12 protein-coding genes are annotated in these 16,378 nt (G+C 73.1%); 10 read left to right on the forward strand and 2 right to left on the reverse strand.

Annotation, left to right across the window (positions count from 1 at the left end; translation table 11 throughout):
* Positions 1 to 118: 118 nt before the first annotated feature.
* From OCT49_RS39855 to moeZ, 10 genes are all read left to right on the forward strand, one after another.
* Positions 119 to 214 carry an Ms4533A family Cys-rich leader peptide gene (locus OCT49_RS39855; protein WP_349632801.1) on the forward strand — a complete coding sequence of 32 codons (96 nt, stop codon included), beginning with the start codon at positions 119 to 121 and terminating at the stop codon, positions 212 to 214.
* A 237-nt stretch (positions 215 to 451) separates the two neighbouring features.
* Positions 452 to 2,176: an ABC transporter substrate-binding protein gene (locus tag OCT49_RS23800; RefSeq protein WP_283853866.1), complete on the forward strand. Its 1,725-nt coding sequence runs from the start codon at positions 452 to 454 to the stop codon at positions 2,174 to 2,176.
* Between the two features lie 79 nt (positions 2,177 to 2,255).
* On the forward strand, positions 2,256 to 3,224 hold the full coding sequence (locus tag OCT49_RS23805; protein ID WP_283855917.1) for an ABC transporter permease: 969 nt from the start codon (positions 2,256 to 2,258) through the stop codon (positions 3,222 to 3,224).
* Complete coding sequence (locus OCT49_RS23810) at positions 3,221 to 4,210, forward strand: ABC transporter permease (protein WP_283853867.1); 990 nt, start codon at positions 3,221 to 3,223, stop codon at positions 4,208 to 4,210. The genes OCT49_RS23805 and OCT49_RS23810 overlap by 4 nt, the downstream gene beginning before the upstream one ends.
* Positions 4,207 to 5,883, forward strand: a complete 1,677-nt coding sequence (locus OCT49_RS23815) for a dipeptide ABC transporter ATP-binding protein (RefSeq protein ID WP_283853868.1) — start codon at positions 4,207 to 4,209, stop codon at positions 5,881 to 5,883. Before OCT49_RS23810 ends, OCT49_RS23815 begins: the two co-directional genes overlap by 4 nt.
* A 189-nt stretch (positions 5,884 to 6,072) precedes the next feature.
* Positions 6,073 to 7,986, forward strand: a complete 1,914-nt coding sequence (locus OCT49_RS23820; protein ID WP_283853869.1) for a glycosyltransferase — start codon at positions 6,073 to 6,075, stop codon at positions 7,984 to 7,986.
* Positions 7,979 to 9,421, forward strand: coding sequence for a hypothetical protein (locus OCT49_RS23825; protein WP_283853870.1), 1,443 nt, complete (start codon positions 7,979 to 7,981; stop codon positions 9,419 to 9,421). The genes OCT49_RS23820 and OCT49_RS23825 overlap by 8 nt, the downstream gene beginning before the upstream one ends.
* 259 nt (positions 9,422 to 9,680) lie before the next feature.
* Positions 9,681 to 10,646: an NAD-dependent epimerase/dehydratase family protein gene (locus OCT49_RS23830; RefSeq protein WP_283853871.1), complete on the forward strand. Its 966-nt coding sequence runs from the start codon at positions 9,681 to 9,683 to the stop codon at positions 10,644 to 10,646.
* Positions 10,634 to 11,464, forward strand: a complete 831-nt coding sequence (locus OCT49_RS23835; protein ID WP_283853872.1) for a spherulation-specific family 4 protein — start codon at positions 10,634 to 10,636, stop codon at positions 11,462 to 11,464. Before OCT49_RS23830 ends, OCT49_RS23835 begins: the two co-directional genes overlap by 13 nt.
* An 85-nt stretch (positions 11,465 to 11,549) precedes the next feature.
* On the forward strand, positions 11,550 to 12,728 hold the full coding sequence (gene moeZ / locus OCT49_RS23840) for an adenylyltransferase/sulfurtransferase MoeZ (RefSeq protein WP_283853873.1): 1,179 nt from the start codon (positions 11,550 to 11,552) through the stop codon (positions 12,726 to 12,728).
* Positions 12,729 to 12,810: 82 nt separating this feature from the next.
* Here the strand turns inward: moeZ and OCT49_RS23845 are convergent, their stop codons facing one another.
* Positions 12,811 to 14,391, reverse strand: coding sequence for an alpha/beta hydrolase (locus tag OCT49_RS23845; RefSeq protein ID WP_283853874.1), 1,581 nt, complete (start codon positions 14,389 to 14,391; stop codon positions 12,811 to 12,813).
* Positions 14,392 to 14,608: 217 nt separating this feature from the next.
* Positions 14,609 to 16,204, reverse strand: coding sequence for an alpha/beta hydrolase (locus OCT49_RS23850; RefSeq protein WP_283853875.1), 1,596 nt, complete (start codon positions 16,202 to 16,204; stop codon positions 14,609 to 14,611).
* Positions 16,205 to 16,378: the final 174 nt, after the last annotated feature.

The raw sequence follows: 16,378 nt of genomic DNA on the forward strand, positions 1-16,378 counted from the left end.
CGGGCCCCGGCACGGTTCGCGCGGACGGCGCGTCCACGCCCCCGGGCTGTCCGCATGCTGGTATGGGCGTCTCGAATTGCGTTGACATCGGTTCGAGCGGTGATCCATATTTCTCGGCATGTCACACCGCCCCGTCACCCCCGGCAGCCCGGCCATAGAGCTGGCGCTCATCGGCGTGACCGGGCACAGTGTCGCCGACATCCACTGTTGCTGACGCCTGCCCGAGCGCGCGTCCGCCCGCCGTCCGAGCCCCGAACGGGCCGACACGGCCACGCACGACCGCCGCGCCGGGCGCACCTTGCCCGCAGGCGCGGCAGTTCCCGGTTCCCCCGGTCGACCCCCTCGCACGAGTGACGACCATGCCCGGCCGTTCTCGTCCCTGCCTGCGGAATTCTTTAGTCCGTTTCTTCCGCCCGTTTCTTCAGGCAGTCATCCGAGAGGTCACCTTCCGATGCGTCAACCGTCCGTCATATCGCGCCGCGTGGCAGCGGCCACCGCAGTCATCGTCGTGGCAGCGGGTGCCGCGGCCTGCGGGCCCGAGGACAGCAAAGGCGGCGACGGGAACTCCGGCGCGGCGGGCAAGCCCCGGAAGGGCGGCACCCTCACCGTCCTGAACAGCAACCCGCAGAGCGACTTCGACCCCGCCCGGCTCTACACCTCCGGCGGCGGCAACATCCCCTCCCTCGTCTTCCGCACGCTCACCACCCGCAACCGCGAGGACGGGGCCGCCGGCGCGAAGGTCGTCCCCGACCTCGCGACCGACCTGGGCACCCCCAGCAAGAACGCCACCGTGTGGACGTACACCCTCAAGGACGGCCTGAAGTACGAGGACGGCACCGCGATCACCAGTGCCGACATCAAGTACGGCATCGAGCGCTCCTTCGCCGCCGAACTCTCCGGCGGCGCGCCCTACCTGCGCGACTGGCTGATCGGCGGCGCCGACTACCAGGGCCCGTACAAGGACAAGAAGGGCCTCGACTCGATCGAGACGCCCGACGCGAAGACCATCGTCTTCCACCTCAACAAGCCGGAGGGCGAATTCCCCTTCCTGGCCACGCAGACCCAGACGACCCCGGTGCCCAGGGCCAAGGACAAGGGCACCAAGTACGAGGAGCACCCGATCTCCTCGGGCCCGTACAAGGTCGTGAAGAACGAGGGCGACGGCGAGCGCCTGACCCTGGAGCGCAACCCGCACTGGTCGGAGGCGACCGACGAGGAGCGCAAGGCGTACCCCGACCGGATCGAGGTGCGCTCCGGCCTCGACTCCGCCGTCATCAACCAGCGTCTGTCCGCGTCCCAGGGCGCCGACGCCGCCGCCGTCACCACCGACACCAACCTGGGCCCGGCCGAACTCGCCAAGGTCACCGGCGACAAGAAGCTCGCCGCCCGGGTCGGCACCGGCCACTTCGGCTACACCAACTACATCGCCTTCAACCCGAAGGTGAAGCCGTTCGACGACCCGAAGGTGCGCCAGGCGATCTCGTACGCCATCGACCGCTCCTCCGTGGTCAACGCGGCCGGCGGCTCCTCGCTCGCCGAGCCCGCCACCACCTTCCTGCCGAACCAGGCGGCCTTCGGCCACACGCCGTACGACCACTTCCCGGCGGGCAGGTCGGGGAACCCGGCCAAGGCCAAGGAGCTGTTGAAGGAGGCCGGCCACCCCGACGGACTGACCGTCACCCTCACGCACTCCAACGACAAGGACTTCGCGACGAGCCCGGAGATCGCCACCGCGATCCAGGAGGCGCTGAAGAAGGCCGGCATCACCGTCGAGCTCCAGGGCCTGGAGAGCAACGACTACTCCGACACCGTCCACAACGTGAAGAGCGAGCCCGGCTTCTTCCTCGGCGGCTGGGGCGCCGACTGGCCGTCCGGCGGCCCGTTCTTCGCGCCGATCTTCGACGGGCGCCAGATCGTCAAGTCCGGCTACAACTTCAACTCCGGCCAGCTGAACGACCCCTCGGTCAACAAGGAGATCGACGAGATCAACAAGCTGACCGACCTGGACGCCGCCGCGAAGCGCTGGGGCGCGCTCGACAAGAAGGTCGGCGAGCAGGCCCTGACCGTGCCGCTGTTCCACCCGGTCTACAAGCGGCTGTACGGCGAGGCCGTCAAGAACGTCGTGATCAGCGACTGGACCGGTGTGCTCGACGTCTCGCAGGTCGCGGTCAAGTAACCATGGCCGACGCACTTCCGGCCGGGGAGGCGGGGCCGTCGCGGCCCCCGCCTCCGGGGCCCATCCGTTCTGGCGGCGGCTGCGCGCCCGGCGCTCGGCCCTGGTGGCCGCCGTGGTCGTCGCCCTGCTGGTCCTGGCCGCGCTCGCCGCCCCGCTCCTCACGGGCATCGAGGGCCAGGACCCCACCACGTACCACCCCGACCTCGTCGACTCCGCCACCGGCGGGGTGCCGATCGGCTCCTTCGGCGGCATGAGCGCCGAGCACTGGCTCGGCGTCGAACCGCTCACCGGACGCGACCTGTTCGCCCGCGTCGTGTACGGCGCCCGGGTCTCGCTCGGCGTCGCACTGGCCGCCACCCTGCTCCAGGTGCTCATCGGGGTCGCCGTCGGTCTCGCGGCCGGACTCGGCAACCGCTTCGTCGACCAGGCGCTGAGCAGGGTCACCGATGTCGTGGTCGCGCTGCCCGTCATGGTGATCGCGCTCGGCGCGCTGGCCGTCGTACCGGCGAGCTTCCCGCGCCCGGTCCTGATCGCCGTCGTCATCGGCATGGTCGGCTGGTCCGGCATCTCCAAGATCGTGCGCGCCCAGACGCTCGCGCTGAAATCGCTCGACCACGTGGCCGCCGCCCGGCTCAGCGGCTGGGGCTCCTGGCAGATCGCCCGGCGCGAACTGCTGCCCGCCCTGGCCGCCCCCGTCATCACGTACGCCGTGCTGCTCTTCCCGGGCAACATCGTCGTCGAGGCGGCCCTGTCCTTCCTCGGCGTCGGCATCAAACCGCCCACCCCGTCCTGGGGACAGATGCTCAGCGACGCCGACACCTGGTACCAGGCGGCCCCCACCTATCTGCTGATCCCCGCCCTGCTGCTCTTCGTCACCGTGCTGGCGCTGACCGTCCTCGGCGAGGGCGTGCGCACCGCGCTCGACCCGCGCGCCGAGTCCCGGCTGCGGATCGGCACGGGCCGGAAGCGGACCCGTACGGGCACCGGCCCCGGCACAGGCATCGGCACCGGGACCGGCGCCGGACGCGAGAAGGAGGCCGTGGCATGAAGTGGTTCCTGCTCAGACGCCTGGGCGGCGCGCTCTTCGTGCTGCTCGCCCTCAGCGTCGTCGTCTACGCGGCCTTCTACGTCGCGCCCGGCGACGTCGCGCAGATCGCCTGCGGCCCGCGCTGCTCGCCCGCGCAGGTGGCGCAGGTCAGCGAACAACTGCACCTGGACGACCCGCTGTACGTGCAGTACGCGCACTTCCTCCAGGGGCTCTTCACCGGCCGCGACTACTCGACCGGGACCGGCGTGCTGCACTGCCAGGCCCCCTGCCTCGGGCTTTCGTACCAGAGCGACCAGCAGGTCACCGAGCTGATCCTGGCCAAGCTCCCGGCCACCGTCTCGCTCGCCGTCGGCGCCTTCGTGCTGTGGATGCTGCTCGGCGTCGGGACCGGACTGCTCTCGGTGTGGCGGCGCGGCCGTCCGACCGAGCGCATCCTCACCTGGATCACCCTGGCCGGCATGGCCACCCCGGTCTTCGTCATCGGGCTGCTGCTGATCATCATCACGGTCACGGCGCTCCAGATCCTGCCGTTCCCCGACTACGTGCCGTTCACCGAGGACCCGGAGCAGTGGGCCTGGAACCTGCTGCTGCCCTGGATCTCGCTGGCCCTGGTGTCCGCCGCCCCGTACGCCCGGATGACCCGGGCCTCGATGCTGGAGACCCTGGCCGAGGACCACGTGCGCACCTTCCGGGCGTACGGGGTCGGCGAGCGGGCGATCGTCGGACGGCACGCCCTGCGCGGCGCGCTGGCGCCGGTGATCGCGCTCGGCGCGCTGGACATCGGCTCGATGTTCGGCGGGGCCGTCCTCACCGAGTCGCTCTTCGGGATTCCGGGCGTCGGCCGGGAACTCGTCGACGCCGTGAAGCACGTGGACCTTCCGGTGGTCGTCGGCCTGGTGCTCGTCACCGGGTTCTTCGTGGTCCTCGCCAATACCGTCGCCGACATCCTGCAGGCGATGGCCGACCGACGGGTGGTGCTGGCATGAGCCTGGTCGAAGTATCCGGTCTCTCGATCTCGTTCGGCGACGTGCGCGCGGTGGAGGACCTGTCGTTCTCGCTGGAGGCCGGCGGCGCGCTCGGCGTCGTCGGCGAGTCCGGCTCCGGCAAGAGCGCCTCGGCGTACGCCCTGCTCGGCCTGCACCGGGGGACCGGTGCCGAGGTCGGCGGCTCGGTCCGGGTCGCGGGCGTGGACGTGAACACGGCGGACGACCCGGAACTGCGGGCGCTGCGGGGCGCGAAGGCCGCGATGGTCTTCCAGGACCCGCTGTCCTCGCTCGACCCGTACTACGCGGTGGGCGACCAGATCGCCGAGGTGTACCGGGTGCACAACCGGGTCTCCCGCCGGGCGGCGCGGGCGCGGGCCGTGGAGGTGCTGGACCGGGTCGGGATTCCCGACGCGGCGCGGCGCTCCCGGTCGAGGCCGCACGAGTTCTCCGGCGGGATGCGGCAGCGGGCGCTGATCGCGATGGCCCTGGCCTGCGAGCCCCAGCTGCTGATCGCCGACGAGCCGACGACCGCCCTGGACGTCACCGTCCAGGCCCAGATCCTGGACCTGCTGCACGGGCTGCGGCGGGAGACGGGCATGGGGCTGCTGCTGGTCACGCACGACGTGGGCGTGGCGGCGGAGTCGGTCGACGAGGTGCTGGTGATGCAGTCGGGGCGGGAGGTGGAACGGGGGCCGGTGGGCGAGGTGCTCGTGGCGCCGCGCGAGCCGTACACGCGGGCGCTGCTGGCGGCGGTGCCCCGGGTGACGGAGCCGCGAGTGACGGAGCCTCGGGTGACGGGGGCGCGGGCGCGGGTCGCCCCGGGGGCCGAGGGGGTTTCCGAGGCCGGGGTGGCTTCGGGTGCCGCCGGGGTTCCGGGCGGCTCGGGGGAGGCGGCCGGAGCGGCCGACGTGCTCGTCGAAGCCGTCGACGTACGCCAGGTGTTCGGCAGGGGGAAGTCCGCCTTCGCGGCCGTGGACGGCGTCTCCCTCACCGTCCGCCGCGGCGAGACCCTCGGCGTCGTCGGCGAGAGCGGCAGCGGCAAGACCACCCTCGGGCGGATGCTCGTCGGGCTGCGGGAGCCCACCTCGGGCCGGCTCACCCGCCGGGCCCGGGTGCAGATGGTCTTCCAGGACCCCGTCTCCTCCCTCAACCCGCGCCGTTCGATCGGCGAGTCGGTCGCCGACCCGCTGCGGGCCGCCGGGGTACGCGACGAGTCCGTGATCGGGGCCCGGGTGCGGGACCTGCTGACCAGGGTCGGCCTCGACCCGGAGAGCTATCACCGCTACCCGCACGAGTTCAGCGGCGGGCAGCGCCAACGCGTCGGCATCGCACGGGCGCTGGCCGCCGAGCCGGAGCTGATCGTCTGCGACGAGGCGGTCTCCGCACTCGACGTGACGACCCAGGCCCAGGTGACCGCCCTGCTGGCGCGGCTGCAACGGGAGCTGGGGCTCGCCCTGGTCTTCATCGCCCATGACCTGGCCGTCGTGCGGCAGGTCAGCGACCGGGTCGCGGTCATGCGGCGGGGCCGGATCGTCGAGGAGGGCGAGGTCGACGAGGTGTACGGGAACCCCCGGGACCCGTACACCAAGCAGCTCCTGGCGGCCGTCCCCGCGCTCGACCCGGCGCTCGCGGCGGTGCGCCGCGCGGCCCGCAAGGAGCTGGCCGCCGCCTGACCCCGGGGGACGAACCGCTCTCCCGGCGCAACGAAACGCCGTCGGAGCGGGAAAGTTACGCCGGTTCACCCCTTCCGGTGGCGCGACGGACAACCGTCCGTCGCGCCACCGGCGTATCCGCTTACGGTCTTCCCGCTATGAGTCGCCGTGTCAACGGTGGCCGTCCCAGGGGAGATCGGAGGTGTGCCCGTGCGGATCGGACTCCTCACCGAAGGTGGTTACCCGTACCCGAACGGTGAGTCCGGGCTCTGGTGCGACCGTCTGGTGCGCGGAATCGCGCAGCACGAGTTCGATCTCTTCGCGCTCAGCCGTTCCGCCGAGCAGGGGGAGCAGGGCTGGGGCCCGCTCCCGATGCAGGTCGGCCGGGTGCGGACGGCGCCGATGTGGACCGCCGACGAGGGCGCTCCGGGCACCCGCGGGCTGCGGGGACCGCGCGGCCGGATGCGGTCGGGCGGGGGCGCGCGCCCGTACGGACGGCGCGAACGGCAGCGCTTCACGGCGCATCTGACGGCTCTCGCGTCCGCGGTCTGCGCGGCCGACGGGGCACGGGCCGAGGGCGGGCCCCTCGGCGGCGCGGGCGACGTGAGGAGCGGTGGGGCGGGCGGTTCCGGTGGGGTGGGCGGTTCCAGCGGGGCGGGTGCGGGGCACACGGCCGGCGGCGCCGTGGGCGAGCGGTTCGCGCAGGGCCTCTACGGGCTCGCCGAACTGGCCCGCGAACACGGCGGACCGGCTCCGGCACTCCGCTCCGAGACCGCCGTGCGCGCCCTGGAAGCGGCCTGCCACGCCCCCGGGGCCGGCCGCACCGTCCAGGCCGCCACCGTCCCCGATCTGCTCGTCTTCGCCCGGGAGCTCGACCGGGCGCTGCACCCGCTCTCGCTCGGCTGGTACGACGAGGAGGGCCTCGGCGCGGTCGACCTCTGCCACGCGACGTCCGGCGGCGTCACGGCCCTGCCGGGACTGCTGGGCAAACGCTTCTTCGGGGTGCCCCTGCTGGTCACCGAGTACGGCGCGCGGCTGCGGCCGCACCACCTCGCCGCGACCGGCTCCGGATCGAGTGCGCCGGTGCGCGCCCTGCGGGCCGGCTTCCACCGGCTGCTCGCCGCCGAGGTGTACCGGCAGGCCGCGATCGTCACCTCCGGCGATGCCCACGCCCGCCGCTGGCAGGAGCGGTGCGGGGCCGGGCGCGAGAAGCTGCGCACCGTCCACCCCGGCATGGAGTCCGACCGCTTCACGGAGCTGGGCGAGAGCGGCGACGGCGGCCCGGACGACACCCTGGTCTGGGTCGGCCGGATCGAGCCGGGCAAGGACCTGGTCACGCTGCTGCGCGCCTTCGCGGAGGTCCGGGGATCCGCACCGGCCGCCCGGCTGCGGATCATCGGCACCCCGGCGGGGAGCCCGGAGGGTGCCGCCTACCTCGCCCACTGCCGGGCGCTCGCCGACCGGCTGTTCCCCGCCAGGCAGCTCCCTGCCGGACAGTTCCCCGCCCGGCAGCTCCGTGCCGGGGCGGCGGGCGCGGACACCGCCGACGGCGGCCCGGTCTCCTTCGAGGACCCCGGCGCGACCGGGGCGGCCGACCCGGCGAAGACGTACGGGGCGGCCGGGGTCGTCGTCCTCTCCAGCGTGGCCGAGGGCTTCCCCACCGGCCTCGTCGAGGCGATGCTCTGCGGCCGGGCCACGGTCTCCACGGACGTCGGCGCGGTCGTCGAAGCCATCGGCGGCACCGGACTCGTGGTGCCCCCGGGCAACCCCGGGGCGCTGGCCGACGCCTGTCTCGCGCTGCTGCGGGACCCCGAGCGGCGCGCACGGCTCGGAGCGGCGGCGCGCGCCCGCGCCCTCGAACTCTTCACCGTCGAACAGAACCTCGCGGCATTTCGCGGCATCTACCTGGAACTGATGGCGCACGCCCCGGTGCGGCGGAGGGCCGGGGCCGGGGTGGCGGAGCCCGACGGCGGACCGCGCCCGTTCGCCGTCCCGCCCGAGGCGCACGTCATGGGCCCGTGGACGGACCCGTACACCGCTCGGGCCGACCGCACGCCGAGCTGGGCCGCCGGGCCCCGGACCGTCTGCGCCGGAGCGCGGGGAGCGGGGGGCACGGATGCGTGAGCAGGAGCGGGGGCAGGGGCAGGAGGCGGCCGGGCCGGTTCGCGGCGCGCAGGGCCGCGGCGCGCCGGGACGGTCCGGCACGGTCGGCGACGATCACGAAGGAGTCACCATGGGCCGCCCGGCCGAGGTGCCCGACGCACCCGTCACACCGGCCACCGGGAGCGGCGGGGACGCCCTGCCCCCGACCGCCGAAACCCTCGTCACGGGAGCGGGAGCGGGAGCGGGAGCAGGAGGAGGTGCCGGGGCCGGGGCCGGGGCCGGTACCTCCGTCACCGGCGCCGGGGCCCGTCGTGCTCCCGAGATCGCCGGGGCCGTCGCGGCGCGACGGCCCGGTACCGCGCGGTGCGGCACCGCCGACCCCGTGAAGTCGCTGATGCACCGGCACCGGCAGCTGTGCGAACGGGCCGTCGACCCGCTGGAGATCGCCGCCGGCCTGGAGGCCCACGGCGTCACCGACCGGGTGGCCGCCCGCTACCGGCACCGTGACGTCTTCTCGCTCGCCGAGGAACTGTTCGCCCGGATGCCCAAAACGGCCACGGAGCCCGCGACCTGCCCCGGCGCGCCGGAGCGCGACGTCCGGACGCGCGCCGCCTGGTCGCTCCGCGCCCTGCTGCCGGGCGCCGTCTGCGTCGCGACCGTCGGCGTGCTCGACCTCACCGAGGGGGTGCTCGGGGGAGGGGCCCGGCTCGCGGTCGCCCTCACCGGCGCGCTCCTCGCGCTCGCCGGACTCGCCCTCGCCCTGCGCGACGGCCCCCTGCGCGCCGGGGGCCGCTCCCCGGTCACCGCCCGGCTGTACGGCTGCTGGCTCCTCGGTTACGTCCTGTACGGCGAGCCCCTGCTCGACCAGGTGCTCAGCGGCGGACCCGAGGGCCCCTGGGAGATCACCCCCGCCCCCCTGCTGGGGCTGGCCCTCTCGCTCGCCCCGGCAGCCTGGTGCGCCCACCTCTTCTCCCTGCACGCGCGCCGAAAACTCCACGGCAGCCGCGCACTGGAGGAATTCGCCGCCGGTGTGCGCCCCCTGCTGATCGGCGCCGTCGCGCTCCACCTGTGCGTCCTCATCGGTCTGCTGCACCTCGCCCGCCTCGGGTACGGGAGCGGCGGGGCGTTCGCCGGGGCGGCCGCGCTCGGCGTGCTGTTCCTGTCGGCCCGGCTGCTGACCGGACACGGATACCCCGGGCCGGCCACCGCCGCGCTCGCCACCGCCTGCGCCGTCGAGGCCCTGGCACCCGCCCTGATCCTGGCCGGGCGACTGCCCGGTCTGCACTTCCTGGCCCGCCCCGTCGACCTCCTCGTCGTGGCAGGCGGCACCGGAGCGGTACCCGCCGTCGCCTGCGGCGCCTCCGCCCTCGGGCTGCTCATCACCGCCACCGTCGTCCTCTCCCGGGCGTCCGCCCACGCCACAGCCCGAGCCGATGAAAGCGGCACCACCGGGTGACCACCGTCGTACCGCCCACCACTCACCACCCCGCGCCCGACCGCCCCGTCCCGGGCCGGGCGGCGCGCGCGAACACCCCCGCACCACCCCGAAGCCGCACCACCGTTCCACCACCCCCCATGAACCATGCGCACGCCCCGCGGAGCCGACGTCGCGGGTCGCTGCCGCTCCACCCATCCCATTTCAACGAGGAGACAACGGACATGACCCCCCAATCCCCTTCCCCGGCAGGTCGCCGTCGGCGCCGAGGGGGCGCGCGATGAGGGTGCTGCTGCTCGGAGCCAACGGCTTCCTCGGCCGGTTCGTGGCCGACCGCCTGCTTGCCGACCCCGCCGTGCACCTCACGGCGCTCGGCCGCGGCGACGACGCCGACGTACGGTTCGACCTGGCCAGCGGAAGCCCCGGCGCGCTGACCCGCTTCCTGGACGCCGTCCACCCCGGCGTCGTCGTCAACTGCGCGGGCGCCACCCGCGGCGGGGCGCGCGAGCTGACCCGCCACAACACCGTCTCCGTCGCCACCGTCTGCGAGGCCATGCGGCGCAGCGGCTGCACGGCCCGCCTCGTCCAGGTCGGCTGCTCATCGGAGTACGGGCCCTCGCAGCCCGGCTCGTCCACCGCGGAGGACGCGCTGCCGCGCCCCGGCGGCCCGTACGGCGTCAGCAAGCTCGCCGCCACCGAACTCGTCCTCGGCTCCGGCCTCGATGCGGTCGTGCTGCGGGTCTTCTCCCCGGTCGGACCGGGCACCCCGGCCGGTTCCCCGCTCGGCAGGCTCGCCGAGGCGATGCGCCGGGCCATGCAGTCCGGGGACGGCGAGCTGAAGCTCAGCGGCCTCGGGGTGCAGCGCGACTTCGTCGACGTGCGCGACGTCGCGCGCGCCGTGCACGCCGCCTCGCTCTCCGCCGCCCAGGGCGTCGTCAACATCGGTACCGGACGCGCCGTGCGCCTGCGGGACGCGGCCGCCGTCCTCGCCCGGGTCGCCGGATACGCGGGCGCGCTCCACGAGTTGGACGGGCCCCCGCCCCGGCTGCCCATCGGCGCCCCGCGCACCTCCAACGAGTCGGTCATCGAGCACCTCTCGGCAACCCCGTCCCCCTACCCCGACGGCTGCGGCGCCTGGCAGCAGGCCGACGTCCGCACCGCCAGGGACCGGCTCGGCTGGCGCCCCCGGATCAATCTGGAGGAATCCCTCGCCGACATCTGGATGGAGGCGGCATGCCGTATCTGACCATCACCGGCACGGTCCCGAGGACCAGTGGCGCCGAACGGTTCGGCTTCGGCGTCCCCGGCTGCGCGCACCCGCTGCTCGCCCCCGCCGAATGGGCCGAACTGGCCCGCCCCGGCACCCCGCTGCACTGGGCCGTCCTCAACATCGACAACGGCCCCGGCAGCAGACCGGACCCGCACTGCCTGGAGGCCGCGGGCCGACTGCGCAACGCGCGGGAGCGGGCCGTGCACGACGAGGACCCGCGCGAGGCGGTCCGGGCGGCGGGCGGCAGGCTGCTCGGCCACCTCGACCTGGCCCACGGCGACCGCCCCTTCGCGGAGCTGATCGCCGACGCGCGGTCCTTCCTCGACTGGTACCGCGTCGACGGCTTCTACCTCGACCGCTGCCCGGCCGAACGGGCCGGCCTCCCGGCGGTGCGCCGTCTCACCGGCACGCTCGCCGCGCTCCTCGACGACGGGGAGCGGCCGGCCGGTCCGGGGCGCGGGCCGCTGGTGCTCGCGCCCGGCACCCACCCGTACCCCGGCTACGCGGAGGCCGCCGACCAGTTGGTGACCTTCCGCGGCCCGTGGACCGACTACCGCTGGTCGCAGGTGGCGGAGTGGACCGCGGCCTATCCGCCGGAGAAGTTCGTGCACTTCGTCCACGGCGTCCCGCGCACCCACCTCGAAGAGGCCATGCGCATCGCCCGCTGGCAGGGGGCGGGCACGATCTTCTTCACGGATCGAGACGGCCAACAAGGAAAAATCGACCCATTCGCGACGCTGCCCAGGTACTGGGACGAAATCGTCTCGCGGATCGGACCGAGTATCTCGGAATGAGAAGGGGCGTGGCAGTGTTACCGGAAGAACAACCGTACGCAGTTGAAGTACGTAGAAACCGACCACCTGCATTGTTGAGGTTCCTGTGTCGCTGCCACCCCTGGTCGAGCCAGCTGCTGAGCTCACCGTCGACGAGGTCCGCAGGTACTCCCGCCACCTGATCATCCCGGATGTCGGGATGGACGGACAGAAGCGGCTGAAGAACGCGAAGGTGCTCTGTGTCGGCGCCGGCGGTCTGGGGTCGCCGGCCCTGATGTACATGGCCGCGGCCGGTGTGGGCACGCTCGGCATCGTGGAGTTCGACGAGGTCGACGAGTCGAACCTGCAGCGCCAGATCATCCACAGCCAGTCCGACATCGGCCGCTCCAAGGCCGAGTCCGCCAAGGACTCGGTGCTCGGCATCAACCCGTACGTGAACGTGGTCCTTCACGAGGAGCGGCTCGAAGCCGACAACGTGATGGACATCTTCGCCCAGTACGACCTGATCGTGGACGGCACGGACAACTTCGCCACTCGCTACCTGGTCAACGACGCGGCCGTGCTGCTGAACAAGCCGTACATCTGGGGCTCGATCTACCGGTTCGACGGCCAGGCGTCCGTCTTCTGGTCCGAGCACGGCCCCTGCTACCGCTGCCTCTACCCGGAGCCGCCCCCGCCGGGCATGGTCCCCTCCTGCGCCGAGGGCGGCGTGCTCGGGGTGCTCTGCGCCTCCATCGGTTCCATCCAGGTCAACGAGGCCATCAAGCTGCTCGCCGGCATCGGCGACCCGCTGGTCGGCCGACTGATGATCTACGACGCCCTGGAGATGCAGTACCGCCAGGTCAAGGTCCGCAAGGACCCCGACTGCGCGGTCTGCGGCGAGAACCCCACCGTCACCGAGCTCATCGACTACGAGGCCTTCTGCGGCGTCGTGTCCGAGGAGGCCCAGGAGGCGGCGGCCGGCTCCACGATCACTCCCAAGCAGCTCAAGGAGTGGATCGACGCGGACGAGAAGATCGAGATCATCGACGTCCGTGAGCCGAACGAGTACGAGATCGTCTCGATCCCCGGCGCCAGGCTGATCCCGAAGAACGAGTTCCTGATGGGCAACGCCCTCCAGGACCTCCCGCAGGACAAGCGCATCGTCCTGCACTGCAAGACCGGCGTCCGCAGCGCCGAGGTCCTCGCGGTCCTCAAGTCGGCGGGCTTCGCCGACGCGGTGCACGTGGGCGGCGGCGTGATCGGCTGGGTCAACCAGATCGAGCCCGAGAAGCCGGTGTACTGAGCCCGACGCACCGGGGCACCGAACACGGCGAGGGGGCCGGGTCCGCACGGACCGGCCCCCTCGCCGCGTCTCCGGAGCAGCCCTACGAGCAGGTCTTCCCGTCCTCCGGGACCTTCCCGTCGAGGAAGTACGTGTTCACGGCCGACGTCACACAGGCGTTCACGCCGTACGCGCCGTGCCCCTCGCCCTTGTTGGTGAGCAGGACCCCGACGCCCTCGCCCAGCTCGTCCGCCATCTTCCGGGCACCCTCGTACGGCGTCGCCGGGTCACCGGTCGTACCGACGACCAGGATCGGACCGGCGCCCGGAGCACTCGTCTCCGGGTTGTCGTGCTCGCCCTCCACCGGCCACTGCGAGCACCAGCCCGCCGTGTCCCACGCCAGGAACGGACCGAACACCGGGGACAGTTTCCGGAACTCCGGCAGGAGCGCCCGGGCCTCGTCCGCCGTCGGCCGGAGCTTGCTGTCCGCGCAGGAGATGGCGCGCTGCGAGTGGTTCTGGGTGTCGTAGCGGCCCTTCTCGTCACGGCCGTTGTACGAGTCTGCGAGTTCGAGCAGCTTGGTGCCGGTGCCGTTCTTCTCCGCCTCGTCCAGCGCCTGCGTCAGGTAGGGCCAGCTGCTCTTGGAGTAGAGCGGCATGACGATGCCGGTGACGGCCAGCGAGTCGTTCAGCTTGCGGCCCGAGGCGGTCGGCAGCGGCTTCTTGTCGATGCGCTCCAGCAGCCGCGCGATGCGCTGCGTGCCCGCCTTCGGGTCCTGGCCCCGGTCCTTGAGGTAGTTCTCCAGGGCCCGCTGGAAGCCGGTCGCCTGGTTGCGGGCGTGCCCGATGGCGTCCGCGGTCGGGTCGACGACGGCGTCCAGGACGGTGCGTCCGACGTTCTTCGGGAAGAGGTGGGCGTAGGTGCCGCCGAGCTCGGTGCCGTACGACATGCCGAAGTAGGTGAGCTTCCGGTCGCCGAGCACCTGACGGATCAGGTCCATGTCGCGGGCGGCGTTCACCGTGCCGACGTGCGGCAGGATCCTGCCGGAGCGGCGCTCGCACCCGGCGCCGAAGTCCGCGCCGTCCTTCAGGAACGCCGCCTCCTCCGCCGGCGTGTCCGGGGTCACGTCGATCTTCCGGAAGGAGTCCTCCTGCTCCTTGTCGGTGCGGCAGTTCACCCCCTCGCTGCCCGCGACCCCGCGCGGGTCGAAGCCCACCAGGTCGTACCGGGAGTTGAGCTCCCCGTACGCGCGGGCGGCGCGCGGCAGTATCGCGACCCCCGAACCGCCGGGACCGCCGAAGTTGAACAGCATCGAACCGAGGCGCCGGCCGGAGTTCGCGGCCTTCTTGCGGATCAGCGCGATCCCGACCGTCCCGGCCTCCGGCTTCGCGTAGTCCAGCGGCACCCGGATCGTCGAGCACCGCCACTGGGACCCGGGCGCGCTGCCGCCCTCCGGGGCCTCGCAGCGCTTCCAGTCCGGCCGCTGGGAGGTGAGGGAGGCGGGCAGCGGGGGCAGGCCCTCCGGCCCGTCCGGCGTGGCCGACGGCTTGCCGGCCGGGGATGCCGCGCCGCGGTCCGTGCGGTCGGCCGGTTTCTCGTCCGTTCCCCCGCCGCAGCCCGCGAGCAGGCCCGTCAGCAGAAGTGCGGTGCCGGCCAGAGCTCCGGCGCGTGCGTGTGCGGCCACGTCGTACGTCCTCCCCGTTGTCGCCCGCACGCCACGCGGCGCACAGGGGGCGCCGGTCGTCGTGGCGTACGGAGGTGCCTGCATCCGAGGCGTGCAGAAGTCCGCTCATGCTAAGGGCTGTCCGGCGATCTTCGGCGGGCGCCGCCGGGGAACGACGACGGGGCCCGTCCGGTTCCGCTCGCCGGACGGGCCCCGGACCCCCGCAGGGGGAGCGTCGTCACTGGCAGACGGTCCCGGCCGCCGGAACCTTGCCGTCCAGCAGATAACCGCCCACGGCCTTCTGCACACAGGCGTTGCCGCTGTTGTACGCGCCGTGCCCCTGACCCTTGTACGTCATCTGCACGCCGACGCCCTCGCCCAGCGCCTTCGTCATCGCCTCGGCGCCCTCGTACGGCGTCGCCGGGTCGCCGGTGTTGCCGATGACGAGGATGGGGGCCGCGCCCGGGGCGCTGACGTCCGGGGTCTCCCAGGCGCCCGCGACCGGCCAGTCGGTGCAGGCCATCAGGCCCCAGCCGAGGTAGTCCCCGAAGATCTTCGAGGCGGACCGGAACTCCGGGAGCCTGTCCTCGGTCTGGTCCACGGTGAACCGCTGCTTGGAGTCGGCGCAGTTGATGGCGGTGTTGGCGGTCATCGAGTTGTCGTAGCGGCCGTCCTCGGAACGGCCGTTCAACGAGTCGGCCAGGGCGAGGAGGAGCGCGCCGCTGCCGCCCTCGGCCTCGTCCACGCCCTGCTCCAGCAGCGGCCAGGTCGCCCTGGAGTAGAGCGCGGTCGCGATGCCGGTGGTGGCCAGGGTCTGGGTCAGCCGACGCGGTCCGATGCCCTCGATCGGCTTTTTCTCCAGCGAGTCGAGCAGATTGGAGATGCCCTGCTGGACCTCCTCGGGGGTGGCACCGGCGAGCCTGCAGTTGTCGCCGCGGTCCACGCAGTCCTGGGCGAAGTTGTCCAGCGCGAGCTGGAATCCCTTGGCCTGGCCGAGCGAGGCCTGCTCGGAGGTCTGGGTCGGGTTCACCACCGCGTCCAGCACCGCCCTGCCCACGTTCTTCGGGAACAAGTGGGCGTACACGCCGCCCAGTTCGGTGCCGTACGAGATGCCGAAGTAGTACAGCTTCTTGTCGCCGAGCACCTGGCGCATCAGATCCATGTCACGGGCGGCCTCGGTGGTGCCGACATGGGGGAGCTGGGTGCCGGAGTTCCGTTCGCAGGCATCCGCGAACGTCCTGGTGCTCTCGACGAAGGTCTTCACCTCGGCGGGGGTGTCCGGGGTGCCGTCGAGTTCGTAGCGGGCGTCGAGCTGCTTGTCGCTCTCGCACCGCACCCCCGCGCTGCGGCCCACGCCGCGCGGGTCGAAACTGACCAGGTCGTAGCGGGCGCGGAGCTTGTCGTAGTCCTTGCCGAAGGCGGGCAGGGTGGCGACGCCGGAGGCGCCGGGACCGCCGAAGTTGAAGACGAGGGAGCCGATCCGCTTGTCCTGGTTCTCGGCCCTGGCCCGGATGAGCGCCAGCTGGATCGTCTTGCCGTCGGGGTTCGCGTAGTCGAGCGGGGCCCGCATGAACGAGCACTCCCAGGGGGTGCCGCCGGGCAGCGGGGTCGGCGCCTTCCCGCCGCCCTGCGCCGGGACCGGGGCGGGGCAGGGCTTCCACGTCAGCTGCTGGGAGACGAGGTCGTCGGAGTCGGTCGCCGCGGCGTTCGCCGCGAGCGGCGAGCTGCGCGGCCCGGCGCCTTCCTCGGTGCCGCCGCTCGAACAGGCGGTGATGGGCAGGAGCACGGTGACGGCGGCCAGGGCGGCGGCACGCAGGGCGGGGGAGGTCCTCATGGGGCCCATCGTGCGGGGCGGACCGGAGGGGTGCACGGGACACCGGTCCAAGCGGGTGGCCGGCGCACGGACCGTCGCCCGACTGGCCGCGCGGATTGCCCCGTTCGGGGCTGAGGAACCGTCAGGGATCGGCCGGCGGATCGGACGGAAAGGGGGCGTCGGGGGCCGGACCCG

The organism is Streptomyces sp. ML-6 (assembly GCF_030116705.1).
GTDB lineage: Bacteria > Actinomycetota > Actinomycetes > Streptomycetales > Streptomycetaceae > Streptomyces.

What these genes read in the sequence shown, in the direction of transcription:
- OCT49_RS39855 (WP_349632801.1), top strand. Translation starts at nt 119, where the DNA reads ATGTCACACCGCCCCGTCACCCCCGGCAGCCCGGCCATAGAGCTGGCG.
- OCT49_RS23800 (WP_283853866.1), top strand. Translation starts at nt 452, where the DNA reads ATGCGTCAACCGTCCGTCATATCGCGCCGCGTGGCAGCGGCCACCGCA.
- OCT49_RS23810 (WP_283853867.1), top strand. Translation starts at nt 3,221, where the DNA reads ATGAAGTGGTTCCTGCTCAGACGCCTGGGCGGCGCGCTCTTCGTGCTG.
- OCT49_RS23815 (WP_283853868.1), top strand. Translation starts at nt 4,207, where the DNA reads ATGAGCCTGGTCGAAGTATCCGGTCTCTCGATCTCGTTCGGCGACGTG.
- OCT49_RS23825 (WP_283853870.1), top strand. Translation starts at nt 7,979, where the DNA reads ATGCGTGAGCAGGAGCGGGGGCAGGGGCAGGAGGCGGCCGGGCCGGTT.
- OCT49_RS23830 (WP_283853871.1), top strand. Translation starts at nt 9,681, where the DNA reads ATGAGGGTGCTGCTGCTCGGAGCCAACGGCTTCCTCGGCCGGTTCGTG.
- OCT49_RS23835 (WP_283853872.1), top strand. Translation starts at nt 10,634, where the DNA reads ATGCCGTATCTGACCATCACCGGCACGGTCCCGAGGACCAGTGGCGCC.
- OCT49_RS23850 (WP_283853875.1), bottom strand. Translation starts at nt 16,204, where the DNA reads ATGAGGACCTCCCCCGCCCTGCGTGCCGCCGCCCTGGCCGCCGTCACC.